Origin of the sequence: Frigoribacterium sp. CFBP 13729 (genome assembly GCF_014841875.1) — a bacterium.
Classification (GTDB): Bacteria; Actinomycetota; Actinomycetes; order Actinomycetales; family Microbacteriaceae; genus Frigoribacterium.
Window position 1 is genome coordinate 101,501 of record NZ_JACYUR010000001.1, and the last position, 22,725, is coordinate 124,225.

Genomic DNA, 22,725 nt, shown 5'->3' on the forward strand with positions numbered 1-22,725 from the left:
TCGACGAGCTCGCGCTGGTGCCAGACTTGTGACGCACCACGGGCCGTCGTCGCCCCGGGGCGCTCCGAACGCCTCTGACCGACCCCCTCCTCCAAGGACCTGTGCATGGCCTCCACCCTCCCGCGCGACGCGTCCCGCCTCGGCGAGCTCGGCGCGCTCCTCTTCGACCTCGACGGCGTGCTCACGCCCACTGCCGAGGTGCACATGCGCGCCTGGTCCCGCCTCTTCAACGACTGGTTCTCGGCGCACGGGCTGGATCCGTACACCGACGCCGACTACTTCGAGCACGTCGACGGGCGCCCCCGCTACGACGGCGTCCGCGCGATGCTCGCCGCACGCGGCGTCGAGCTGCCCGAGGGCACGGACGACGACAGCCCGGACGCCGAGACCGTGCGCGGCCTCGGCAACCGCAAGAACGCCGTCTTCGCGGCCGAGCTGGACGAGAACGGCGTCGAGCCCTACCCGGGCAGCGTCGAGTTCCTCGACCGCGCGATCGCCCTGGGCGTGAGGGTCGCCGTCGTCTCGAGCTCGCGCAACGCCGTGCCCGTCCTCGTGGCCGCGGGCCTGCGCGACCGCTTCGACGTGATCGTCGACGGCGCGGTGGCAGCCGCCGAGGGGATCGCGGGCAAGCCCGCCCCCGACACCTACCTCGAGGGCGCCCGCCGCCTCGGCCTCACGGCCGCGGACTGCGTCGTCGTCGAGGACGCGACGAGCGGGGTCGAGGCTGGCCGCGCGGGCTCCTTCGGCCTCGTGCTCGGCGTCGACCGCGGCACCGGCCGCGACGCCCTGCTCCGCTCCGGCGCCGACGTGGTCGTCGACGACCTGCAGGAGGTGGTGGTCGCGCTCGGCTCGGCCCGCGCCTCCTCGACGACCGACCCGGTCCGCACGGCTGCGGCCGGCACCGCCGCCGCCACCAGCGCCGGCACCACCACCGACACGACCAGCACCGAGACCGCAGAGGCACAGCCGTGAACCACATCACCTCCGACCCGCTCGACCGCAACCGGTTCCCCGTCGACGAGTGGGCGCTCGTCGAGGACGAGTACAACCAGGGCGACGAGGGCGTCACCGAGACGATCTTCGCCGTCGGCAACGGCTACCTCGGCCTCCGCGGCAACCCCGACGAGGGCCGGGGCGGCCACTCGTTCGGCACCTACGTGAACGGGTTCCACGAGACGTGGCCCATCCGCCACGCCGAGGAAGCGTTCGGCTTCGCCCGCGTCGGCCAGACGATCGTCAACGTGCCCGACGCCAAGGTGATCCGGCTCTACGTCGACGACGAGCCGTTCGTGCTGTTCGAGGCCGACATCCTGCGGCACTGCCGGCGTCTCGACTTCCAGGACGGCGTCCTGAGCCGCGAGGTCGAGTGGCGGACGCCCTCGGGCAAGCGCGTGCTCGTGACGAGCCGTCGGCTGGTCAGCCTCGAGGACCGCCACCTCGCGATCATCGACTACGAGGTCACCGTGCTCGACGCGGACGCGTCGCTGCTGATCTCGAGCCAGATCCTCAACCGCCAGGACATGGGCGACGAGTACCACGCGGGCATGCGCGCGGCGGCCGACGCCTTCGACCCCCGCCGCGCCGAGTCGTTCGAGGACCGGGTGCTGCAGCCGGTCCTCGCCCGCAACGGAGGCGCGCGCGCGGTGCTCGGCTACCGCACGACGAACTCGGGCATGACCATCGCGGTCGGCGCCGACCACCTGATGGAGACGGACAACGAGTGGGACGAGTCGTCGTCGATCGACGACGACCTCTCGAAGCACGTCTACCGGGTGCGGGCGAAGGCCGGCGTGCCCGTGCGGATGATCAAGACGGTGACGTACCACACGAGCCGCGGCGTGCCCCCGCGCGAGCTCGCCGACCGCTGCGACCGCACGCTCGACCGCGCCGCGGAGGAGCCGCCCCAGGCGATGTTCGACAAGCAGCGCGCCTGGCTCGACGACTACTGGGCCCGGACCGACGTCGTCGTCGGGGGCCAGCCCGAGATCCAGCAGGCCGTGCGCTGGAACCTCTTCCAGCTCGCCCAGGCGACGGCCCGCACCGACGGCCAGGGCATCGCGGCCAAGGGCGTGACGGGTTCCGGCTACGGCGGCCACTACTTCTGGGACACCGAGATCTACGTGCTCCCGTTCCTCACCTACACCGCGCCCAACGTGGCGCGCAACGCGCTGCGCTTCCGCCTCGGGATGCTCGACGCGGCCCGGGACCGGGCGGGCGAGCTGAACCAGCGCGGGGCGCTCTTCCCGTGGCGGACCATCAACGGCCTGGAGTCGTCGGCGTACTACGCGGCCGGCACGGCGCAGTACCACATCGACGCGGACATCAGCCACGCCCTGAGCCAGTACGTGCAGGCCACGGGCGACCTCGACTTCATGGAGCGCGGCGGGGTCGACATCCTCGTCGAGACCGCCCGCCTCTGGGCCGACCTCGGCTTCTGGCGCTCCAACGGCGACCAGCGGTTCCACATCGACGGCGTCACGGGCCCCGACGAGTACACGACGGTCGTCGACGACAACCTCTACACGAACGTGATGGCGCGGGCGAACCTCCGGGCCGCGGTCCGCTACGTGGCGAAGCTCGCCGAGGAGTCGCCGGTCGCCCACGAGCGGATGGTCGCCCGGCTCGGCCTCGACGACCACGAGATCACGGGGTGGCAGCTCGCGGCCGAGGCGATGGAGATCCCCTACGACGAGCACCGAGGCATCCACCCGCAGGACGCGCAGTTCCTCGACAAGGAGCTGTGGGACCTCGACGCGACGCCCGCCAACAAGCGCCCCCTGCTGCTGCACTACCACCCGCTGGTGATCTACCGGTTCCAGGTGCTCAAGCAGGCCGACGTCGTGCTCGCGCTGTTCCTGCAGGGCGACGAGTTCACGGCCGAGCAGAAGCTGCGCGACTTCGAGTACTACGACGCCCTGACGACGGGCGACTCGACCCTCTCGGGCGTCGTCCAGTCGATCATCGCGGCCGAGGTGGGCCACCACCAGCTCTCGATGCAGTACTTCCTGTCGTCGCTCTACGTCGACCTCGCCGACCTGCACCGCAACACGGCCGACGGCGTCCACGTCGCGTCGACCGGCGGCATCTGGAGCGCGCTGGTGAACGGCTACGGCGGCATGCGCGACTACCTCGGCGGCATCAGCTTCGACCCGCGCCTGCCCGCCGACTGGGAGGAGCTCACGTTCCGGCTGACGGTCAAGGGCAGCCGCCTCCGCGTCGAGCTGGCCGTCGACGAGATCGTCTTCACGATCGAGGACGGCGAGGGCCTCACGGTCAGCGTCCGCGGCGAGACCGTCGAGGTGCCGAGCGATCGCCCGGTGCGCGTCGCGCTCGACGACCAGGGGCCCCGCATCACGACGAAGGTGCCGACGACGAGCGACCTGCGCGGGCTGGTCCGGGCCGACGGCTCGGTCATCACGGCGTCGATCCCGACGATCAGCGCCGACCGGCACGACGACGACGAGGCCTCGTCGTAGCCAGCGAGCCAGCGCTCGACGTCCTCGGGAACGCGGCCGGCACCTCCTCGGAGGGGCCGGCCGTTCTCGGTCTCGGGGTCGGGGTCGGGCTCGGGGTGGCTCGGCTCGGCTAGCTCGAGCGACGGGCTAGAAGGGCCCGGCCGCCGACGCGATGGCGTCGAACAGCGCGATCGTGTCGGCGTCGCGCTTCTTGACGCTGACGCCGATGGTGCCGGCCGGCGCGTGCACCTCGCCGGAGACGCGGCTGCCCGCGCCCGCCTCCTCGAAGACGAGGTGGACGGTGTCGGCGTCGCTCGCCGTCGCAGAGCGGCGGATCAGCCGCGCGCCCTGCTCGTCGGCCGACGTGAACGAGAACGCGGGAGTCGACTGCACGGCGCGGCGCACGACGCCCGCCAACAGCGACACCGGCAGCGACAGCTCCAAGGAGGCGCGGGTCACGTCCGCGTCGCCGGTCTCGACCTGGGGTGCTCGCTTCTCTGCCATGCGCCCGAGGCTACGGCACGCGCGCGCCGCGCCCGTAGGGTGGCAGCCATGAAGACGCTGTTCTACGCAGGCCAGGAACTGATCGTGACCGACGAGCTGGCCGAGGTCTTGCTCGCCGCCGCCATGGAGTTCAGCGACGACGACCGCACCTTCCGCGTGCCGGTCGCCGCTCGCCTCGGCGGCGTGGCCCACATGGCGCAGCTCGTGGTCGGCCCCGGCATCCCGCTGCTCGTCGTCGACGCGGACGACGACGTCGAGCCGGCCGCCGGGTCCGAGTCGTCCGTCGCGTTCATCGTCGAGCTGATGGAGAGCCTCGTCGACGACGACGAGTGACCGACGGCCGACCGAACGTGACCGCCGGCCGCCGACGACCCGCAGCGGGCCGACGACCCGTGCCCGGTCGCCTCGTCCGGCCCCAGCGGATCCCGAGCGGCGCCGCCTAGCCTGACCGCATGTCCGTGCGCCTCGACCCACCCGCAGCAGCGACCCGCGAGGGCATGTCGACCCGCGCCTCCTCGGGCTGGGCCGCGGTCGCCGGCGTCGTCTCGGCGGCGGCGTTCCTCGCCTCGGCCGAGCTCGCCGCCGTCGTGACCGGCCCGGGCGGCAGCCCGCTCTACGCGGTGGGCTCCGCGGTGATCGACCTGGCGCCTCCCGTGGCCAAGGACACGATGGTCGCCCTCTTCGGCACCGGCGACAAGATCGCGCTCTTCACCCTGATGGGCGTGCTGCTCGCCGTCGTCACGGCGGGCGCGGGCATCGCCGAGCTCCGTCGACCCCCGGCGGGCAAGGTCGTCTTCGGCCTCGGGGGAGTGCTCGCGATGATCGCCGTGCTCACCCGTGCCGACTCGTCGAGCATCGACGGGGTGCCCACCGCCGTGGGTACACTCGTCGCCCTGCTCCTCCTCACGGCGCTCGTCCGGAGGCTCTCCCGCTGGCAGGCGACCACCCGCACCGGCTGGTCCGAGGCCTCGGTGCCCGCGCCGCCCCTCCGCGGCCCCGGCCTGGAGCGTCGCAGCTTCGTGCTGCTCGCGGGCGCGGCCGGTGCGGCGTCGGTCGTGCTCGGCACCGGTGCCCGTGCCTGGAACGCGACGCGGGCGAACGTGACGCAGCTGCGCGCGGCCCTGCGCCTGCCCGCCGCGGCGACCGTCGAGGAGGCGGTGCCCGCAGGCGCCTCGCTCGACGTCGACGGCCTCACGTCGTACATCACGCCGAACGACGAGTTCTACCGGATCGACACCGCCCTGCGGGTGCCCGGCATCGACCCGGCGGACTGGTCGCTGCGCATCCACGGCCTGGTCGACGAGGAGGTGGTGCTCACGTTCGACGACGTGCTCGCCCTGCCGCTCGTCGAGCACACGGCCACGCTCAGCTGCGTCTCGAACGAGGTCGGCGGCACGCTGATCGGCACGGCGCTCTGGCTCGGCCACCCGCTCCGCGACCTGCTCGCTCGGGCTCGGCCGCAGGCTGGCGCCGACATGGTGCTCTCGCGCAGCATCGACGGCTTCACTGCGGGCACGCCGCTCGAGGTGCTGCAGGACGACGACACGGAGGCGCTGCTCGCGATCGGCATGAACGGCCAGCCCCTGCCCCAGGAGCACGGGTTCCCCGCTCGCCTCGTCGTGCCCGGCCTCTTCGGCTACGTCTCGGCGACGAAGTGGGTGACCGAGCTCGAGGTGACGCGCTTCGCCGACGCCGAGGGCTACTGGACCCCTCGCGGCTGGGACGCACTCGGCCCGGTCAAGCTCGAGTCGCGCATCGACGTGCCCGCCGCCGGGACGACCGTCGACGCCGGCACGGTCGCCGTCGCCGGAGTGGCCTGGCACCCGCACACCGGCGTCTCGCGCGTCGAGGTGCAGGTCGACGGAGGCGCGTGGGACGAGGCCGAGCTGGCGGAGTCGATCTCGCCTGACACCTGGGTGCAGTGGGTCTACCGCTGGTCGGCGTCGTCGGGCGGGCACACGCTGCGCGTGCGGGCGACGAGCGCCGACGGGACCGTCCAGTCGGAGACCGAGCTGCCGCCCGCGCCCAACGGCGCGGAGGGCTGGGACGAGCACGCGGTGTCGGTGCGCTGAGCGCGGCAGCCTGTCAGTTCGTCAGCCCGTCAGCCCGTCACCCCCGACAGGCCGGCTCGGCGAACGAGCTCAGCCCACGACGCCCAGCGAGAACGGCAGCACGGCCGACGCCCCCGCTCGGCGCAGCTCGCGCCCGGCGGTCGTCATCGTCCAGCGGCTGTCGACGAGGTCGTCGACGAGCAGCACGGGCCCGGAGACCTGCGCCAGCGCGGCCGCCAGCTCGGGGCCGACCTCGACCGCCTGCCAGACGTCGGCGAGGCGGTAGACGCTGTTGCCGCCTCCTCCGCTGCCCCGACCGGCCGATGGTCGCGTCGGGGTGAGCGAGCCGAGCAGGGGGAGGCGCCCCACGCTGCTGATCGCCTCGGCGAGCGAGCCGACGAGCTGCGGCCGCGACGACGACGGCATCGCGACGACGCCGACCGGACGCTCGGCCCACGGCCACTCCTTGAGCACGCGGACCACCCCGTCGAGCAGCGCCTTGGTGAGCGGTGCATCCTCGGCACCGGCCGCGAAGACCTGGCGCAGCGTCGTGCCCCAGCCGAGGTCGGTGAGGCGGGCCAGCGCGCGGCCGGTCTCGATTCGCTCGCCCTCGGCGATCTTGCCCTTGGCGGGAACTCCAGCCCGGTCGGCGCCCGTCGGCCACTGGGCCCGGGGCTCGATCTCGACGCCGACCCGGTCGAGGGAGGTCGAGGCCGACGCGGCGGCCTCGCCGCCGATCTCGCTCGGGTACCAGGCACCGGCACAGATGTCGCACCGGCCGCAGGGTGCCGCGGCCGGGTCGTCGAGGTCGAGCTGGAGCATCTGCATGCGGCAGGTCGTCGCGCGCTCGTAGGAGATCATCGACTGCTGCTCCGCGACCCGTGCCTCGCCGATGCGCCCGTAGCGCTCGGCGTCGTAGACCCAGGGCCGACCCGTGCTGACCCAGCCGCCCTGCACCCGCGACACCGCGCCGTCGACGTCGAGCACCTTGAGCATCAGCTCGAGCGGCGAGCGCTTGACGTCGACCCGGGCCTCGAGGGCCGGCGTCGACAGCGGCGTGTCGCCGAGCTCGGCGAGGACAGCTGACGCGCGGGCCTCGGACGGCATCGAGGCGGTCGCGAAGTACTGCCAGATCTCGGCGTCCTCCGTGCCCGGCAGCAGCAGCACGTCGGCGTTGTCGGTCGCGCGCCCCGCGCGGCCGATCTGCTGGTAGTAGGCGACGGGCGACGACGGCGCCCCGAGGTGCACCACGAAGCCGAGGTCGGGCTTGTCGAATCCCATGCCGAGGGCGCTGGTGGCGACGAGCGCCTTGAGCTCGTTGCGCTTGAGCTGGCCCTCGAGCGCCTCCCTCTCTTCGTTGTCGGTGCGGCCCGAGTACGAGCGCACCGCGTGGCCGGCCTCACGGAGCAGGCGGGCCGTGTCGTCGGCCGCCGAGACGGTGAGCGTGTAGATGATGCCGCTGCCCGGCAGGTCGTCGAGGTGGCTGAGCAGCCAGCCGAGCCGGTCACGCGAGGTGGGCAGCGTCAGCACGCCGAGCCGCAGGGAGGCGCGGGCCAGCGAGCCGCGGATCGTCAGCACCTGGTCGTCCGGCCCCGCCGTCAGCTGCTCCTCCACGTCGGCGACGACCCGCTCGTTCGCGGTCGCCGTCGTGGCCAGCACGGGCACCGTCGTCGGCAGGGTGCGGATGAGGTCGGCGAGCCGCCGGTAGTCGGGCCGGAAGTCGTGGCCCCAGTCGCTGATGCAGTGCGCCTCGTCGACGACGAGCATTCCGAGGCGGGCCACCAGCACCGGCAGCTGCTCGTCGCGGAACCGCGGGTTGTTGAGCCGCTCGGGCGAGACGAGCAGCACGTCGACCTCGTCGGCCGCGAGGGCCTGCTGCACGTCGGACCACTCGTGCGCGTTCGCCGAGTTGACCGCGACCGCCCGCACGCCCGCGCGGCTCGCCGCGGCCACCTGGTCGCGCATCAGGGCGAGGAGCGGCGACACCAGCAGCGTCGGCCCGCCGCCCCGGCGGCGGAGCAGCAGGGTCGCGATGAAGTAGACGGCCGACTTGCCCCAGCCGGTGCGCTGCACGACGAGGGCGCGACGACGGTCGGCGACGAGCGCCCGGATCGCCTCGAGCTGGCCGTCGTGGAACACGGCGTCGTCACGGCCCGTCAGGGCCCGCAGCAGCTCGAGGGCCTCGGCGTCGATGTCGGTCGCCCCGTCAGTGTGAGTCGCTGCGGGACGGTCGGTCGCGGTGTTGGCCGGGCTGCTGCTCGTCGTCATCCCGCCATGCTGTCACGGGCCACCGTCAGCGAGGCCCGGTGCCGCCCCCCGCGCCCGCGGCCTGCAACAGCGCCCACAGCTCGGCCCGCCCGGCGAAGCCGTCGAGCGGCAGCCCCAGCACGGACTCGACCTTGGCCACCCGCGCGCGGAGGCTGTGGCGGTGCAGGCCGAGTCGGCGGGCGGCCGGGTCCCAGGCGCCGTTGTGCTCGAGCCACGTCCGGCAGCAGGCGAGCAGCTCGTCGCCGTCGGGCAGGGCGACCACGGGGGCGAGGCGGGACGACGCGAGCTCGGCGGCCCCCTCCGACCAGAGCGCGGCCACGAGGCCGCCGGCCGCGAGGCTCGCCCAGGTGACCACCGCCTCCTCGGCGGACGACGTCGCGACGGCGAGGGCGCGCTCGGCCTGTGCCGCGGCACCGGCGAGGTGGTCGAGGTCGGTGACGTCCGAGACGCCGATCCGCAGGCCGTGGGCGGCGGCGAGCGCGGGCAGGTCGACGGCGCTCTCGGCGGCGAGCACGGCGATCCTCCCGTCGACGAGCGCGACGAAGACGTCGGGCCGACCGGCGGCGAGCCGCTCGACGGCCTCGGTCGCGCGGTCGGGCGAGTCGCGAGGAGGCGCGGCGAGGGCCACGACGACCGGTCCCGCGGCGATGCCCACACCGACCGACCGTGTGATGGACCGTGCCACCTCGACCTGCCCTGCCACCAGCAGCGACCACACCTGCCGCCACAGCTCGCGCTGCCCGCGCAGCCGGGCGACGTCGCGCTCGAGGGTGACCTCGGCGAGGGCGACGACGCTGATGAGGACGGCGCGGGCGGCCGTGTCGAGCTCGGCGGGGGTGCGGACGGCGAGGACGCCGCGGAGGCCGTCCCGCCGGCCGAGGGTCTGCAGCGACACGACGGCGCCGGGGACGGTCACGGTGCTGCCGGCCCGGGCCCCGCGGCGCAGGAGCCGCGCGACCTCGGCCTCGACCTGCCGCTGGTCGCCCTGCCCCTGGTCGACCTGCCGCTGGTCGACCCGTCCCTCGTCGGCCGCGGCGTCCGACCCGTGAAGCACGACCGACCCGCCGAGCTGCTCGCCGAGCACCCGCAGCACGGCGTCGAGCCCGCCGTCGCCGATGGCCGCCACCGAGACCGCGCGCTGGGCCCGCAGCGTCCAGCGGTCGCGGTCGCGCGCCTCCTCGGCCAGCTGGTCGGCCGCCCAGCGGGCGACGGCGATGAAGGGGGTGCGCCAGGGGACCTCGACGACGGGCACCCCGAGGGCGGAGGCGGCGAGCACGAGCTCGACGGGCGTGTCGGGCCGGTGCACGCCGGCGCCGAACCCGAGGGCGACCACGCCGGCGCCGACGACCCGGCCGACCCAGGCGTCGTAGTCGTCCTGCGTCGCGTCGGCGCCGAACTGGCTGCCCGTCGTCAGCAGCATGGTCGAGGCGGCGACGAAGGGCGACGGGTCGACGAGGTCGGAGCTGTGCACCCACGAGAGCGGCTCGTCGGTGCGCGTGGTCGGGTCGAGGAGGCGCAGGCCGAGGGGAGCCTGGCGGACGAGGGCTCGGACGGTGGGGCGCACGCGCTGAACCTAGCACCGGCCTGCCGATCTGGCAGAAGATCGCGCCGAGCACGACGAACTGTCGGTCGAGGAGGTGTGCCCCGGCTCCCTAGAGTCGCCGCAACGTCGAAGGAGCGCCTGCATGTCGAGCACCACAGTCACCACCCCGCGCGGAGGCCCCGGCCTCGAGCAGCGCCGCCGTCTCGTCACCGAGGTGCCCGGTCCGCGCAGCCGCGAGCTGATGGAGCGCAAGCGCGGCGCGGTCGCCGCGGGCGTCGGCGTCTCGCTGCCCGTCTTCACCGAGGCGGCCGGCGGGGGCGTGCTCGTCGACGTCGACGGCAACACCCTGATCGACCTCGGCTCGGGCATCGCGGTGACCGGCGTCGGCAACTCGGCCCCCGGCGTCGTGGAGGCGGTCGTCGAGCAGGTGCAGCGCTTCACGCACTCCTGCTTCATGATCACGGCCTACGACGGCTACGTCGAGGTCTGCGAAGCGCTCAACCGGCTCACGCCCGGCGACCACGACAAGCGCTCGGCGCTCTTCAACACCGGCGCGGAGGCGGTCGAGAACGCCGTCAAGATCGCCCGCTCGTACACGCGCAAGTCCGCCGTCGTGGCCTTCGACCACGCCTACCACGGCCGCACGAACCTGACGATGGCGCTCACCGCCAAGTCGATGCCCTACAAGAGCGGCTTCGGGCCCTTCGCCCCCGAGATCTACCGCGCCCCGCTGTCGTACCCGTACCGGGACGCGGGGCTCGACGGGCCGCAGGCCGCGGCGCGTGCGATCTCGCAGATCGAGAAGCAGGTCGGCGCCGCGAACCTCGCCGCCGTCGTCATCGAGCCGATCCAGGGCGAGGGCGGCTTCATCGTGCCGGCGCCCGGCTTCCTCCCCGCGATCGTCGCCTGGTGCCGCGAGAACGACGTCGTCTTCATCGCCGACGAGGTGCAGACCGGCTTCGCCCGGACCGGCCGCATGTTCGCCAGCGAGCACGAGGGCATCGTGCCCGACCTGGTCGTCACGGCGAAGGGCATCGCGGGCGGGCTGCCGCTCTCGGCCGTCACCGGCCGGGCCGAGATCATGGACGCGCCGCACGTCGGCGGCCTCGGCGGCACCTACGGCGGCAACCCGATCGCGTGCGCCGCGGCCCTCGCGGCCATCGAGTCGTTCGAGCACGACGGCCTGCTCGAGCGCGCGGCCGCCATCGGCGACCTGCTGCTCGGCCGCCTGCACGAGCTGCAGCAGGGCGACCCGCGCATCGGCGACGTCCGGGGCCGCGGCGCGATGATCGCGATCGAGCTCGTCGACCCGCTCACCGGCGAGCCCGACGCCGCGCTCACCGGCCGGATCGCCGCCGCCTGCCACGCCGAGGGCGTCATCGTCCTCACCTGCGGCACCTTCGGCAACGTGATCCGGTTCCTGCCGCCGCTCGCCATCGACGACGCGCTGCTGCACGACGGCCTCGACGTCGTCGCCGCCGCGCTCGGGTCGGCCTGATGACCCCCGTGTCGACGGTCGCACGGACGACGCGGCCCGACGCCGCAGCGCTGCCCGGGTTCCCCCCTCACGTGGTGGCGCTCGTGCGCGAGGGCGCCGCCGCGCCGGCCCTCGACGGCGTCCCGACCTTCCCCGTGCACGACCCGGCGACCGGCGAGGTCCTCGCGCTCGTCGCCGACCAGGGCCCCGCGGACGCGATCCGTGCCCTCGACCGGGCGGTGGCCGCCGCAGACGAGTGGGCCGCCACGCCGCCGCGCGTCCGCGGAGAGACCCTGCGCCGGGCCTTCGACCTCCTCGTCGAGCGCCGCGAGTCGTTCGCGCTGCTCATGTCGCTCGAGATGGGCAAGCCCCTGGCCGAGGCGCGCGGCGAGGTCGCCTACGGCGGCGAGTTCCTCCGCTGGTTCTCCGAGGAGGCGGTGCGCGTCCAGGGCCGGTACGGTCCCGTCCCCGAGGGCACCGGCACCATGATCGTCACGCACCGACCCGTCGGGCCGAGCTACCTCGTCACCCCGTGGAACTTCCCGCTCGCCATGGCCACCCGCAAGATCGCTCCTGCCCTCGCGGCCGGCTGCACGGTCGTCGTCAAGCCCGCCGAGCTGACGCCGCTCACGACGATCGCGTTCGCGGGGCTGCTGCGCGAGGCCGGCGTCCCCGACGGCGTCGTGACCGTGCTGACCACGACGGACGCGGCCGGGGTGACCGGGCCCCTGCTCGCCGACCCGCGTCTCCGGAAGCTCTCGTTCACCGGCTCGACCGCCGTCGGCCGGGTGCTGATCGCGCAGGCGGCGGAGAACGTGCTCCGCACCTCGATGGAGCTCGGCGGGAACGCACCGTTCGTCGTGATGGCGGACGCCGACCTCGACGCCGCCCTCGACGGGGCGATGCTGGCCAAGTTCCGCAACAGCGGGCAGGCCTGCACGGCCGCGAACCGCCTGCTGGTGCACGAACGGGTCGCCGACGAGTTCACGCGCCGCCTCGCCGAGCGCGTCGAGGCGATGGTGGTCGGGCCCGGCACGGCCGACGGGACGACCCTCGGCCCGCTGATCGACGACCGCGCCGTCGCGACCTGCGAGCGGCTCGTCGTCGACGCCGTGGCCCGGGGCGCCCGCGTCGTCACGGGCGGCTCGGCGATCGACGGCGCCGGCTCGTTCTTCGCGCCGACCGTGCTCGCCGACGTGCCCCGCGACGCCGACCTGATGCACCAGGAGATCTTCGGCCCGGTCGCCGCCGTCACGACGTTCCGCGACGAGGACGACGCCGTCCGGCTCGCCAACGACACTCCCTACGGCCTGGTGGCCTATCTGTTCACGACCGACCTGGCCTGTGGACGACGCATGCTCGGACGGCTCCGCACCGGCATGCTGGGCGTCAACACCGGCCTGGTCTCGAACGCCGCGGCCCCGTTCGGCGGGGTCGGGCACTCGGGACTCGGGCGTGAGGGCGGCAGCGAGGGCATCCACGAGTACCTCGACACGACCTACGCGCTCCAGCCGGACGGCTGAGCCCGAGCCGACCAGCACCGCCCGACCCGACCCGCACGGCCCCGAGCACCACGGCACCAGCACCGAGCACCACCGAGAGGACACCATGGCGACCCTGCAGAACTTCGTCGACGGCCGGTACGTCGACGCCCACGGCACCGCGACGATCGACGTGGTCTCGCCGATCACGGAGCAGGTCGTCGCGGTCTCGCCCGTGAGCGACGCGGCCGACGTCGACGCGGCGGTGCAGGCCGCGGCCCGGGCGTTCCCCGGCTGGAGCCGCAGCACGCCGTCGGTGCGCCAGGCCGCGCTGCTCGCGCTCGCCGACGCCCTCGACGCGCACAGCGACGAGCTCGTCGAGGCGCAGCACCGGGACACGGGGCAGCCGAAGGCGATCATCGCTGCCGAGGAGGTCGCCGTCGGCGCCGACCAGGTGCGGTTCTTCGCCGGGGCGGCCCGCCGGCTCGACGGCATCGCCTCGGGGGAGTACCTCGACGGGCTCACCTCGTCGGTGCGCCGCGAGCCCATCGGCGTCGTCGCCCAGGTGACGCCGTGGAACTACCCCCTGATGATGGCGATCTGGAAGATCGCCCCTGCGCTCGCCGCGGGCAACACGATCGTGCTGAAGCCGAGCGACACGACGCCGGAGTCGACCCTCGTGCTCGCATCCCTGACGAAGGGCATCCTGCCCGACGGCGTCTTCAACGTCGTCCTCGGCGACGCGAGCACGGGCCAGGCCCTCGTCGAGCACCCCGTGCCCGGGCTGGTCGCCATCACGGGCTCGGTCCGCGCCGGCGTGGCCGTCGCGACCTCCGCTGCCGACCGCGTGGCCCGGGTGCACCTCGAGCTCGGCGGCAAGGCGCCCGCCGTCGTGTTCCCCGACGTCGACGTCGACGTGGTCGCCCCCCAGATCGCGGAGGCGGCCTTCTTCAACGCCGGCCAGGACTGCACCGCGGTGACCCGCGTCATCGTGCACGAGTCGGTCCACGACGACCTGGTCGCCGCGCTGGTGCGCGCCGCGGAGGCGACGACGACCGGTCCCGACGCCGGGGAGGGCGCCTCCTACGGGCCCCTCAACAACGCGCGGCACTTCGCCGCGGTCCAGGCCGTCGTCGACTCGCTGCCCGCGCACGCGACCGTGGCGACGGGCGGGCACCCCGTCGGCGGGACGGGGTTCCACTTCGCGCCGACGGTCGTCACGGGCGTGCGTCAGGACGACGACGTCGTGCAGGCCGAGGTGTTCGGCCCGGTCCTCACCGTGCAGTCGTTCGGCACGGCCGACGAGGCGCTCGAGCTGGCCAACGGCGTGCCCTACGCCCTGGCCTCGAGCGTCTGGACCGACAGCCACACCACGGCCGAGCGCTTCGCCCGCGACCTCGACTTCGGCTGCGTCTGGATCAACACGCACATCCCGCTCGCCGCCGAGATGCCGCACGGCGGCTTCAAGCGCTCCGGCTACGGCAAGGACCTCAGCGCCTACGGCCTCGAGGACTACACCCGGGTCAAGCACGTGATGAGCGCACACGCCTCGCCGCGCGCCTCGTCCTGACCGGACCGTCCTGACCGTCTCGGCCGGGACCGCCCCGGCCCAGCCCGACCCCCACACTCACTCGGCACCACCCGGTGCCCGCACCAGCGACGGAGACCACCCCATGACCGACACCACCACCTGCGACGTCGTCGTCATCGGCGCGGGGGCCAGCGGCCTGACCGCGGCCGCCGACCTGCGCGCGGCGGGCCTCGACGTGGTCGTGCTCGAGGCACGTGACCGCGTCGGCGGCCGGCTGCGCACCGAGACGATCGACGGGGCGATGCTCGAGCTCGGCGGCCAGTGGGTGTCGCCCGACCAGACGGCCCTGATCGCCACGCTCGGCGAGCTCGGCCTCGAGACGTACTCCCGGTGGCGCGAGGGCGAGAGCGTCTACGTCTCCGCCGACGGCACGGCGTCGCGCTTCACGGGCGACATCTTCCCTGCCTCCGAGCACACGCAGGCCGAGATCGAGCGGCTCATCGTCGTGATGGACGAGCTCGTCGCCGAGACCGACGTCGCGGCCCCCTGGGAGCACCCGCGCGCCGCCGAGCTCGACCACGTCTCGTTCTCGGCCTGGCTCGAGCAGCAGAGCGACGACGCGGAGGCGCGGGCCAACATCGCGCTCTTCATCGCCGACGCGATGCTCACGAAGCCCGCCCACTCGTTCTCGCTGCTCCAGGCGCTGCAGATGGCGTCGAGCGCCGGCAGCTTCAGCAACCTCGTCGACGCCGACTTCATCCTCGACAAGCGCGTCGTGGGCGGTCTGCAGCGGGTGCCGCTGACGCTCGCGGAGCAGCTCGGCGACGCCGTGCGCCTCGGCCAGCCGGTCGAGACGCTCGAGTGGTCGGCCGACGGGGTCGTCGCGTCGACGCCCGAGCTGCGCGTCGCGGCCCGCTGGGCCGTCGTCGCCGTGCCGCCCAACCTCTACTCGCGCATCGAGTACCTGCCCGCTCTGCCCGCCCTGCGCCAGCAGTGGCACCAGCACGTCTCGCTCGGCCTCGTGATCAAGGTGCACGCCGTCTACGAGACGCCGTTCTGGCGCGACGCCGGTCTCTCGGGCACGGCGTTCAGCCCGTACCAGGTGGTGCACGAGGCGTACGACAACTCGAACCACGACGACCCGCGGGGCACCCTTGTCGGCTTCGTGAGCGACGAGAAGGCCGACCGCCTCCTCGCCCTGCCGGCCGACGAGCGACGCGCGGCGATCCTCGCGTCGCTGGCCTCGTACTACGGCGAGCAGGCGACCGAGCCGGTCGTCTACTTCGAGAGCGACTGGGCGAGCGACGAGTGGACGGGCGGCGCGTACGCGACGAGCTTCGACCTCGGCGGCCTCTCGCGCTGGGGCCACGACCAGCGGGTGCCCGTCGGGCCGATCCGCTTCTCGTCGAGCGACATCGCGGCGGAGGGGTTCCAGCACGTCGACGGCGCGATCCGCGTCGGGCACGACGTGGCGGCCGAGATCCTCGCGGAGCGCGACGCACACGCCGACGCATCCGCGCAGGCCGCGTCCGCAGGCCAGCCCGAGAGCGCCGACGCCGGAGCGGCCGTCTCGTGAGGAGCGTGGTCGTCGGGTACCTGGACACCCCCGCGGGGCACGACGCCCTGGCCCTCGGCACGGCCCTCGCGCACACGCTCGGCGTGCGCCTCGACCTCGTGATGGTCCTGCACGACCAGGGCCGCGCCTCCCTCGTCCCGACCGCGCCCAGCTACGAGCGGCACCTCGACGACCTCGCCGAGGGCTGGCTGCAGGAGGCGGCGGCCGAGGTCCCGACCGGCGTCACGTCCACGACGCACCTCGTCCGGGCCGAGACCTTCGCCGAGGGCCTGGTCGCGGCCGCCGCCGACCTCGAGGCCGACGCGATCGTGATCGGCGCCGGCAAGGAGGGGACCCTCGGCCGGCTGCACCTCGGCAGCGTCGGGGGAGTCCTCGTGCACTCCGCGCCCGTACCCGTGGCGATCGCCCCCGCCGGGTTCGCCGAGCGGGGCGTCCGCAGCTTCGGCAGCGTGACGGCCGCCGTCGGCACCCGGGCCGGCGCCCGCGCGGTCGTCGACGCCGCGGTGGCCACGGCCGCCGCGGCGCGCGTCCCGCTGCGGCTCGTCTCGCTCGTGCCGCTCGACTCCGTCGGGGACGGCGAGCGCCGCGACCGCGACGACCGCGAGCGCGCCCTGCACGACGAGGCACGCGAGCACGCGGAGCGGATGCGCGACATCGCGCTCGACGGCGTCCCCGCCGACCTCGACGTCACGGTCGAGATCGCCCCGGGCCCGAGGATCGCCGACGCGATCGACGCCCTCACCTGGCGGGACGACGAACTCGCCCTCGTCGGCTCGAGTCGTCTGGCCCAGCCTCGTCGGCTGTTCCTCGGGAGCGTCGCCGCGAAGATCGTGCGCGGCGTCCCCGTCCCCCTCGTGGTGGTTCCTCGTGACCACGATGCCCGCACGACCTGGACCGGCGTCGCCCCGGGCGGCGCCCACCCCGAAGGGACCACCCCGTGAGCATCCTCAAGAAGTCCGGTGTCGCCGCCGACCAGACCCTGTCGTCGAAGGGCCTGAGCGCCGGCAGCGTCGGCCTGATCGGCGCCGTCGTCATCGGCATCTCGTGCATCGCGCCCGCCTACACGCTGACCGGTGCCCTCGGCCCGACCATCGCGCAGGTCGGCACGCACCTGCCCGCGATCTTCCTGGTCGGGTTCATCCCGATGCTCCTCGTCGCGTTCGGCTACCGCGAGCTGAACAGCGCGATGCCCGACAGCGGCACCTCGTTCACCTGGGGCGTCCGCGCCTTCGGCCCGTGGGTCGGCTGGATGGCCGGCTGGGGGCTGGTGGTCGCGACCATCGTGGTGCTGAGCAACCTCGCGGGGATCGCGGTGGACTTCTTCTACCTGCTGCTCGGACAGGTCTTCTCGGATCCGTCGATCGCCGACCTGGCGGCGAACCCGCTGATCAACGTCGTCACCTGTCTGGCCTTCATGGCCGGGGCGACCGTCATCTCGTACCGCGACATGCAGACCACCCAGAAGGTGCAGTACTGGCTCGTCGGGTTCCAGCTGCTCGTGCTGGTCGGCTTCGCGATCGTCGCCTTCGTCCGGGTCGGCGGCGGCTCGGCGTTCGACGCCACGGCCATCTCGCTCGACTGGTTCAACCCGTTGACGGTGCCGACCTTCTCGGCCTTCGCCGCGGGGCTGTCGCTGTCGATCTTCATCTTCTGGGGCTGGGATGTCACGCTGACGATGTCCGAAGAGACGAGCGGCTCGCGGACGACCCCCGGCCGCGCCGCCACCCTCACCGTCGTCATCATCGTGCTCGTCTACCTGCTCGTCTCGCTCGCCTCGATGACCTTCGCGGGCCTCGGCGACGAGGGGGTCGGGCTCGGCAACCCCGACATCCAGGGCAACGCGTTCTCGGCGCTCGCCGGGCCCGTGCTCGGGCCGCTCGCCGTCTTGATGTCGCTGGCGGTGCTGAGCAGCTCCGCCGCCTCCCTCCAGTCGACCTTCGTGTCGCCGGCCCGCACGCTCCTCGCCATGGGGCACTACGGCGCGCTGTCGCCGAAGTTCGCCCGCGTCTCGCCGCGGTTCTTCACCCCCGGGTACGCGACCCTCGCCTCCGCCGTCGTCGCGAGCGTCTTCTACGCGGTGATGCGCTTCATCAGCGAGGACGTCCTCTGGGACACGATCACGACCCTCGGCATGATGATCTGCTTCTACTACGGGCTCACGGCGTTCGCCTGCGTCTGGTACTTCCGGCACCAGTGGCGCACCGGGGCCCGCAACCTGTTCTTCCAGATCGTCGCTCCCGGCGTCGGCGGGCTCATCCTCGCCGTGCTCTTCGTCACCACGCTGGTCGACAGCATGGACCCGGACTACGGCAGCGGCTCGCAGATCGGCGGGGTCGGGCTGGTGTTCCTGCTCGGCGTCACCATCCTGGTGGGCGGCGTCGTGGTGATGCTGGTCAACGCCCGGCTGCGCCCCGCGTTCTTCCGCGGCGAGGGGCTCCGGGCCGGCGTCGCCGGCGACGAGCGCGAGGGGCAGGCCGCTCTGCCCGAGTGACCCCCCAGGTCGACGGCGGGTCACCTGGGTCGACGGCGGGTCCTTCACGACCCGCCCTCGACCGCATCGACCCGCCCTGGGGGTAGGTCAGACCGAAGGAGGCGCGGGCTCGGCCCCGTCGTCCGTCGCGGCAGGCAGGATCACGAGGTCGAGGTAGTCGCGCAGCAGCCGCGGCACGTCGACCTCGCTCGGGGCGAGCAGCCACTGCAGCTGCACGCCGTCCCACAGCCCGACGAGCCCGGCGGCCGCCCGGTCGGGGTCCACGCCCTCGCGCAGCCGGCCGACCTCGGCCAGGGCACGGAAGTCCGCGGCGTAGTCCCGTCGCAGGCCGGCGAGCCGCTCCGTGACGTAGCCGCGGCCGGGGTTGCCCTCGGTCACCGCCTCGCCCGACAGGACCGTGTAGAGGCCGATGAGCCCGGGCACGCCCTCGTTGTACCGAGCCTGGCGCTCGACGTCGCCCGCGAGCTGGACGCCGTCCCCCCGAACGAACTCGCCGCTCGACATCTGGTCGCGTCGGCGGAGCACCTCGAGCAGCAGGTCGCTCTTCGACGGGAAGTAGTGCAGCAGGCTCGTCTGGCTCATGCCCACCACGTCCGCGACGCGCTGCAGCGAGCCGCCCTGGTACCCGTGGGCGGTGAACACCTCGAACGCCGCCTCGACGATGGCGGACCGCCGCTCGGCGGACTTCGCGTACGGGCCGCGTCGGCCGCCGCGGGCGCCGCGGCCACGGGTCGTCACGGGAGCGCCTTCGGTCATGACCGGGAGCCTACGACGACCCGCGGCTCCTCGGTGCGCATCCGCGTCCCAAATTCGAGCGACCACTCGAAAAGCCGTGTTACGGTCGGTCTCGTCCCGTCCACAACGAAGTGAGTCCTGATGAGTCCTCTCAGTCGTCGGCAGCTGCTGAGCCTCGGCCTCGGCGCGTCCGCCGCCGCCGTCCTCGCCGGCTGCGCCACGCCCGGCACGACCTCGGTCAACACCCTGCCGACCATCCCGCCGGCCGCCGGCAAGGTCCGCCTCGAGTACTGGGCCTGGCTCAAGGGCCTCGACCAGGTGACCGACCTCTACAACAAGAGCCAGGACCGCGTCCAGGTCGAGACCGTGTTCATCCCCGGCGGCAACGCGGGCGGGTACCAGAAGCTCTACTCGGCGCTCGCCGCGGGCGCCGGGCCCGACATCGCCCAGGTCGAGCTGCGCTCGCTGCCCGAGTTCCTGCTCGCCAACGGCGTCGTCGACCTCAAGCGCTACGGCGCCGAGAAGTACGAGGAGCTGTACGACCCCACGCTCTGGAACCAGGTCAGCTACACGGGCGGCATCTACGCCGTGCCGCAGGACAGCGGCCCGATGGGCATGTTCTACCAGCCCGCCGTCTTCGACCAGGTCGGCGCGGCCGTGCCCGCCACCTGGGACGAGTGGGCGGCCGTCGGTGCCGAGCTCAAGGGCGCGGGCGTGCTGATGGACTCGTTCCCGCTCGCCGACGCCTCGCCGTTCGCGGCCTACGCCACGCAGGCAGGCGCCTCCTGGTTCACCGCGGAGGAGGACGGCTGGGTCATCGACATGACCGACGACGCCACGCTGAAGGTCGCGGCGTTCTTCGACAAGGCGATCGACGACGGCATCGTCACCACCGCCTACGGTGCCTACACCCCGGCCTGGTTCTCGGCCGCGGCGGACGGGAAGATCGCCTCCGTCGCGACCGGCTCGTGGGGCGACGCCCTGATCGAGGGCGTCAGCGGCGCCGAGGGCAAGTGGAAGGTCGCGCCCCTGCCGACCTGGGACTCGGGCTACGCCTCGAGCTTCCTCGGCGGCTCGACCGCCGCCATCCTCGCGAACAGCCAGCACCCGCAGGAGGCGCTCGAGTTCGCCGTCTGGATGACCACCACCCCCGAGGGCGTCAACGCCTTGATCGAGTTCTGCGGCATCGGCTGGTCGCCGGCCGTGGACGTGGTCGGCACGCTCCGCGAGAAGCCGAGCGCCTTCTTCAGCGGCCAGAACTACAACCAGGAGGTGTTCGTGCCCGCCACGAAGGAGTCCAGCCAGAACCAGGACTGGAGCTGGTGGCCCGTCACGCAGCAGTCGTTCAACATCCTGAGCGACGGCTTCCGCGGCAAGGCCTCGGGCGGCACGCTCGTCGACGCCGTCGCACAGGCCGAGAAGGACATCATCTCGGTGATGCAGAACAAGGGCCTCTCGATCCGCAAGGCGAGCGCATGAGCGCCGGGATGGAGACGCGGCCCGAGACGGCAGCGGCGACGGACGCCACGGCGCCCGGCCGGGGTCGCGACGGAGGCGGCGACGCCACCCGCAGGAAGGGCGCGTCGTCCGGCGCCGTCAAGCGCGCCCCCTGGGTGCTGCTCTTCCCGTTCCTCGCCCTGTTCCTGCTGACCTTCATCGTCCCGATCCTCATGGCGCTCGTGTCGAGCTTCACGAAGGTGACCCGCGGCGGCCTCTTCGGCGAGGCCGGCGTCGTCACCGAGTTCGCCGGCTTCGACAACTACGCCCAGGTGATCGGCGACCCGAACTTCGTCGCCTCGATCGGCCGGATGTTCCTCTTCGGCATCGTCCAGGTGCCGGTCATGCTGATCCTCTGCACGGTGCTCGCGCTGCTGCTCGAGTCGGCGTCGGCCAAGTGGCCGGGCGTGTTCCGTGCCGCGTACTTCCTGCCGTACGGCGTGCCCGGCGTCATCGCGACCATCCTCTGGTCGTTCCTCTACGTGCCGGGCCTCAGCCCGATCATCGACGTGGCCGAGGTCTTCGGCGTCTCGCCCGACTTCCTCGGCGCGAACACCGTGCTCTGGTCGATCGCCAACATCGTCACGTGGAGCTACACCGGCTACAACATGCTGATCATCATCGCCCAGCTCAAGTCGATCCCGGTCGAGCTGTACGAGGCCGCCAAGGTCGACGGGGCGTCGGCCCTGCGGGTCGCGACGAGCATCCAGCTGCCGCTGATCCGCCCGGCCCTGCTGCTCACCGCCGTGTTCTCGATCATCGGCACCCTGCAGCTCTTCGCCGAGGCCCAGGTGCTGCAGCGCGTCGCACCGGCCATCGACAGCCAGTACACGCCGAACCTCAGCGCCTACACGACGGCATTCGCCTACAACGACTACAACGTCGCCGCGGCGCAGTCCGTGCTGATCGCGCTCGTCGCGTTCACGCTGTCGATCGTGTTCCTCACCATCACGAACAGGAAGTCCGCATGAGCCCCCGTGCCTCGGGCTCCGCGACGAGCGCGACGAGCGCCTCGGTCGCCGAGCAGCCCACCGACACCGAGTCCATCGTCACGGCCGGCCAGGGCAGGAGGCGCGGCGAGGGTCGAGCCGCCGCCCGCCGGTCGGCGAACAACGGGCCGGACCGATCCGCGGGCCGCAGCCGCGCCTCCACCATCATCGTCACGGCCGTGCTGGTCGTCGTCGCGCTGTACTTCCTCATCCCGGTCTACTGGGTCGTGGTCGCCGCGACGAAGACCACCGGCGACCTCTTCGGCACCTTCGGCTTCTGGTTCGCCCCGACCTTCGCCCTGTGGGACAACCTCGGCCAGGTGCTCACCTACGGCGACGGGATCTTCCTGCGCTGGCTCGGCAACTCGGTGCTCTACGCCGGGGTCGGCGCCCTGATCGCGACGTACTTCGCCGCGGCCGGCGGCTACGCCCTCGCCAAGTACGAGTTCCGCGGGCGCAACGCCGTCTTCGGCACGATCCTCGGCGGCGTGCTGGTTCCCGGCACGGCCACGGCACTGCCCCTGTTCCTGCTGTTCAGCCAGATGGGCCTCGCCAACACCTACTGGAGCGTCCTGCTGCCGTCGCTGGTGTCGCCGTTCGGCCTGTTCCTCTGCCGGATCTACGCCCAGGCCACCGTCGACACGTCGCTGATGGAGGCCGCCCGCCTCGACGGCGCGAGCGAGCTCCGAATCTTCCACACCCTGGGGCTGCGCATCCTCACGCCCGCGCTGGTGACGGTGTTCCTGTTCCAGCTCGTCGGCATCTGGAACAACTACTTCCTGCCCCTCGTGATGCTGAGCGACGTCGACAAGTTCCCCGTCACGCTCGGCCTCAACAACTGGCTCAGCCAGACCGACCGGCTGCCCGAGTTCTACCAGCTGACGACCGGCGGCGTGCTGCTGTCGATCATCCCTCTGGTCATCGCCATGGTCGTCCTCCAGCGCTTCTGGCGCGGCGGCCTCACGGAAGGATCCGTCAAGTGACGACCCCCGCCTCCTCGTCCGCCGCCTCCTCGGCCCCCAGCTCGGAGACCCTCGCGTCGCCGAGCCCGGCGGCCTCGGCACCGGCGCCGGGCGACTACCTCGCCGACACCGGTCCCGGCACCGGTCGCCGCAGCCCCGCCCGGT

Annotated in this window: 17 protein-coding genes; 13 read left to right on the forward strand and 4 right to left on the reverse strand. The window is 73.1% G+C overall.

Annotated features, from left to right (window positions below):
- Positions 1-105 precede the first annotated feature (105 nt).
- Together IFT77_RS00410 and IFT77_RS00415 are read left to right on the forward strand one after the other, a co-directional pair.
- Complete coding sequence (locus IFT77_RS00410) at positions 106-972, forward strand: beta-phosphoglucomutase family hydrolase (protein WP_192168972.1); 867 nt, start codon at positions 106-108, stop codon at positions 970-972.
- Positions 969-3,476, forward strand: a complete 2,508-nt coding sequence (locus tag IFT77_RS00415; RefSeq protein WP_192168973.1) for a glycoside hydrolase family 65 protein — start codon at positions 969-971, stop codon at positions 3,474-3,476. Before IFT77_RS00410 ends, IFT77_RS00415 begins: the two co-directional genes overlap by 4 nt.
- A gap of 126 nt (positions 3,477-3,602) precedes the next feature.
- On the opposite strand, the gene IFT77_RS00420 is transcribed toward IFT77_RS00415, so the two are convergent.
- Complete coding sequence (locus tag IFT77_RS00420) at positions 3,603-3,959, reverse strand: hypothetical protein (RefSeq protein ID WP_192168974.1); 357 nt, start codon at positions 3,957-3,959, stop codon at positions 3,603-3,605.
- A 48-nt stretch (positions 3,960-4,007) separates the two neighbouring features.
- Here IFT77_RS00420 and IFT77_RS00425 point away from each other — a divergent pair, with 48 nt between their 5' ends.
- On the forward strand, positions 4,008-4,292 hold the full coding sequence (locus IFT77_RS00425; protein ID WP_192041525.1) for a hypothetical protein: 285 nt from the start codon (positions 4,008-4,010) through the stop codon (positions 4,290-4,292).
- Between the two features lie 119 nt (positions 4,293-4,411).
- Positions 4,412-6,031, forward strand: a complete 1,620-nt coding sequence (locus IFT77_RS00430; RefSeq protein WP_244638372.1) for a molybdopterin-dependent oxidoreductase — start codon at positions 4,412-4,414, stop codon at positions 6,029-6,031.
- Between the two features lie 69 nt (positions 6,032-6,100).
- Here the strand turns inward: IFT77_RS00430 and IFT77_RS00435 are convergent, their stop codons facing one another.
- Both IFT77_RS00435 and IFT77_RS00440 read right to left on the reverse strand, forming a co-directional pair.
- On the reverse strand, positions 6,101-8,278 hold the full coding sequence (locus IFT77_RS00435) for an ATP-dependent DNA helicase RecQ (protein WP_192168975.1): 2,178 nt from the start codon (positions 8,276-8,278) through the stop codon (positions 6,101-6,103).
- A gap of 25 nt (positions 8,279-8,303) precedes the next feature.
- Positions 8,304-9,842 carry a PucR family transcriptional regulator gene (locus IFT77_RS00440; RefSeq protein ID WP_192168976.1) on the reverse strand — a complete coding sequence of 513 codons (1,539 nt, stop codon included), beginning with the start codon at positions 9,840-9,842 and terminating at the stop codon, positions 8,304-8,306.
- Between the two features lie 121 nt (positions 9,843-9,963).
- Between IFT77_RS00440 and gabT the strand changes: the two genes are divergently transcribed.
- The 6 genes from gabT to IFT77_RS00470 all read left to right on the forward strand — a co-directional run bounded on the left by gabT (position 9,964) and on the right by IFT77_RS00470 (position 18,377).
- Positions 9,964-11,319, forward strand: coding sequence for a 4-aminobutyrate--2-oxoglutarate transaminase (gene gabT, locus IFT77_RS00445; protein ID WP_192041528.1), 1,356 nt, complete (start codon positions 9,964-9,966; stop codon positions 11,317-11,319).
- Positions 11,319-12,821: an NAD-dependent succinate-semialdehyde dehydrogenase gene (locus tag IFT77_RS00450; protein WP_192168977.1), complete on the forward strand. Its 1,503-nt coding sequence runs from the start codon at positions 11,319-11,321 to the stop codon at positions 12,819-12,821. The genes gabT and IFT77_RS00450 overlap by 1 nt, the downstream gene beginning before the upstream one ends.
- 85 nt (positions 12,822-12,906) lie before the next feature.
- Positions 12,907-14,349, forward strand: coding sequence for an aminobutyraldehyde dehydrogenase (locus tag IFT77_RS00455; protein ID WP_192168978.1), 1,443 nt, complete (start codon positions 12,907-12,909; stop codon positions 14,347-14,349).
- A gap of 103 nt (positions 14,350-14,452) precedes the next feature.
- Positions 14,453-15,886 carry an NAD(P)/FAD-dependent oxidoreductase gene (locus tag IFT77_RS00460; protein ID WP_192168979.1) on the forward strand — a complete coding sequence of 478 codons (1,434 nt, stop codon included), beginning with the start codon at positions 14,453-14,455 and terminating at the stop codon, positions 15,884-15,886.
- A 5-nt stretch (positions 15,887-15,891) separates the two neighbouring features.
- Entirely contained in the window at positions 15,892-16,827 is a 936-nt protein-coding gene (locus IFT77_RS00465) for a universal stress protein (RefSeq protein WP_206758548.1), read from the forward strand.
- A complete protein-coding gene (locus tag IFT77_RS00470) occupies positions 16,824-18,377 on the forward strand; it encodes an amino acid permease (RefSeq protein WP_192041533.1) in 1,554 nt (517 codons plus the stop codon). The genes IFT77_RS00465 and IFT77_RS00470 overlap by 4 nt, the downstream gene beginning before the upstream one ends.
- A gap of 87 nt (positions 18,378-18,464) precedes the next feature.
- Here the strand turns inward: IFT77_RS00470 and IFT77_RS00475 are convergent, their stop codons facing one another.
- Positions 18,465-19,133, reverse strand: a complete 669-nt coding sequence (locus tag IFT77_RS00475; protein WP_197980374.1) for a TetR/AcrR family transcriptional regulator — start codon at positions 19,131-19,133, stop codon at positions 18,465-18,467.
- 120 nt (positions 19,134-19,253) lie between these two features.
- On the opposite strand from IFT77_RS00475, the gene IFT77_RS00480 reads away from it, so the two are divergent.
- The 3 genes from IFT77_RS00480 to IFT77_RS00490 are packed head-to-tail and all read left to right on the forward strand — an operon-like array spanning position 19,254 to position 22,581.
- Positions 19,254-20,591 (forward strand): ABC transporter substrate-binding protein, encoded by a 1,338-nt coding sequence (locus tag IFT77_RS00480; RefSeq protein ID WP_192041534.1) that lies wholly within the window; start codon positions 19,254-19,256, stop codon positions 20,589-20,591.
- Positions 20,588-21,580 carry a carbohydrate ABC transporter permease gene (locus IFT77_RS00485; protein ID WP_244638373.1) on the forward strand — a complete coding sequence of 331 codons (993 nt, stop codon included), beginning with the start codon at positions 20,588-20,590 and terminating at the stop codon, positions 21,578-21,580. Before IFT77_RS00480 ends, IFT77_RS00485 begins: the two co-directional genes overlap by 4 nt.
- Positions 21,577-22,581 carry a carbohydrate ABC transporter permease gene (locus tag IFT77_RS00490; protein ID WP_192041535.1) on the forward strand — a complete coding sequence of 335 codons (1,005 nt, stop codon included), beginning with the start codon at positions 21,577-21,579 and terminating at the stop codon, positions 22,579-22,581. Before IFT77_RS00485 ends, IFT77_RS00490 begins: the two co-directional genes overlap by 4 nt.
- Positions 22,582-22,725: the final 144 nt, after the last annotated feature.

Excerpts from the sequence above, each read along its gene's own strand:
- IFT77_RS00410 (WP_192168972.1), top strand. The coding sequence starts at position 106 with ATGGCCTCCACCCTCCCGCGCGACGCGTCCCGCCTCGGCGAGCTCGGC.
- IFT77_RS00420 (WP_192168974.1), bottom strand. The coding sequence starts at position 3,959 with ATGGCAGAGAAGCGAGCACCCCAGGTCGAGACCGGCGACGCGGACGTG.
- IFT77_RS00425 (WP_192041525.1), top strand. The coding sequence starts at position 4,008 with ATGAAGACGCTGTTCTACGCAGGCCAGGAACTGATCGTGACCGACGAG.
- IFT77_RS00430 (WP_244638372.1), top strand. The coding sequence starts at position 4,412 with ATGTCCGTGCGCCTCGACCCACCCGCAGCAGCGACCCGCGAGGGCATG.
- IFT77_RS00435 (WP_192168975.1), bottom strand. The coding sequence starts at position 8,278 with ATGACGACGAGCAGCAGCCCGGCCAACACCGCGACCGACCGTCCCGCA.
- gabT (WP_192041528.1), top strand. The coding sequence starts at position 9,964 with ATGTCGAGCACCACAGTCACCACCCCGCGCGGAGGCCCCGGCCTCGAG.
- IFT77_RS00450 (WP_192168977.1), top strand. The coding sequence starts at position 11,319 with ATGACCCCCGTGTCGACGGTCGCACGGACGACGCGGCCCGACGCCGCA.
- IFT77_RS00455 (WP_192168978.1), top strand. The coding sequence starts at position 12,907 with ATGGCGACCCTGCAGAACTTCGTCGACGGCCGGTACGTCGACGCCCAC.
- IFT77_RS00460 (WP_192168979.1), top strand. The coding sequence starts at position 14,453 with ATGACCGACACCACCACCTGCGACGTCGTCGTCATCGGCGCGGGGGCC.
- IFT77_RS00475 (WP_197980374.1), bottom strand. The coding sequence starts at position 19,133 with ATGACCGAAGGCGCTCCCGTGACGACCCGTGGCCGCGGCGCCCGCGGC.
- IFT77_RS00480 (WP_192041534.1), top strand. The coding sequence starts at position 19,254 with ATGAGTCCTCTCAGTCGTCGGCAGCTGCTGAGCCTCGGCCTCGGCGCG.
- IFT77_RS00485 (WP_244638373.1), top strand. The coding sequence starts at position 20,588 with ATGAGCGCCGGGATGGAGACGCGGCCCGAGACGGCAGCGGCGACGGAC.
- IFT77_RS00490 (WP_192041535.1), top strand. The coding sequence starts at position 21,577 with ATGAGCCCCCGTGCCTCGGGCTCCGCGACGAGCGCGACGAGCGCCTCG.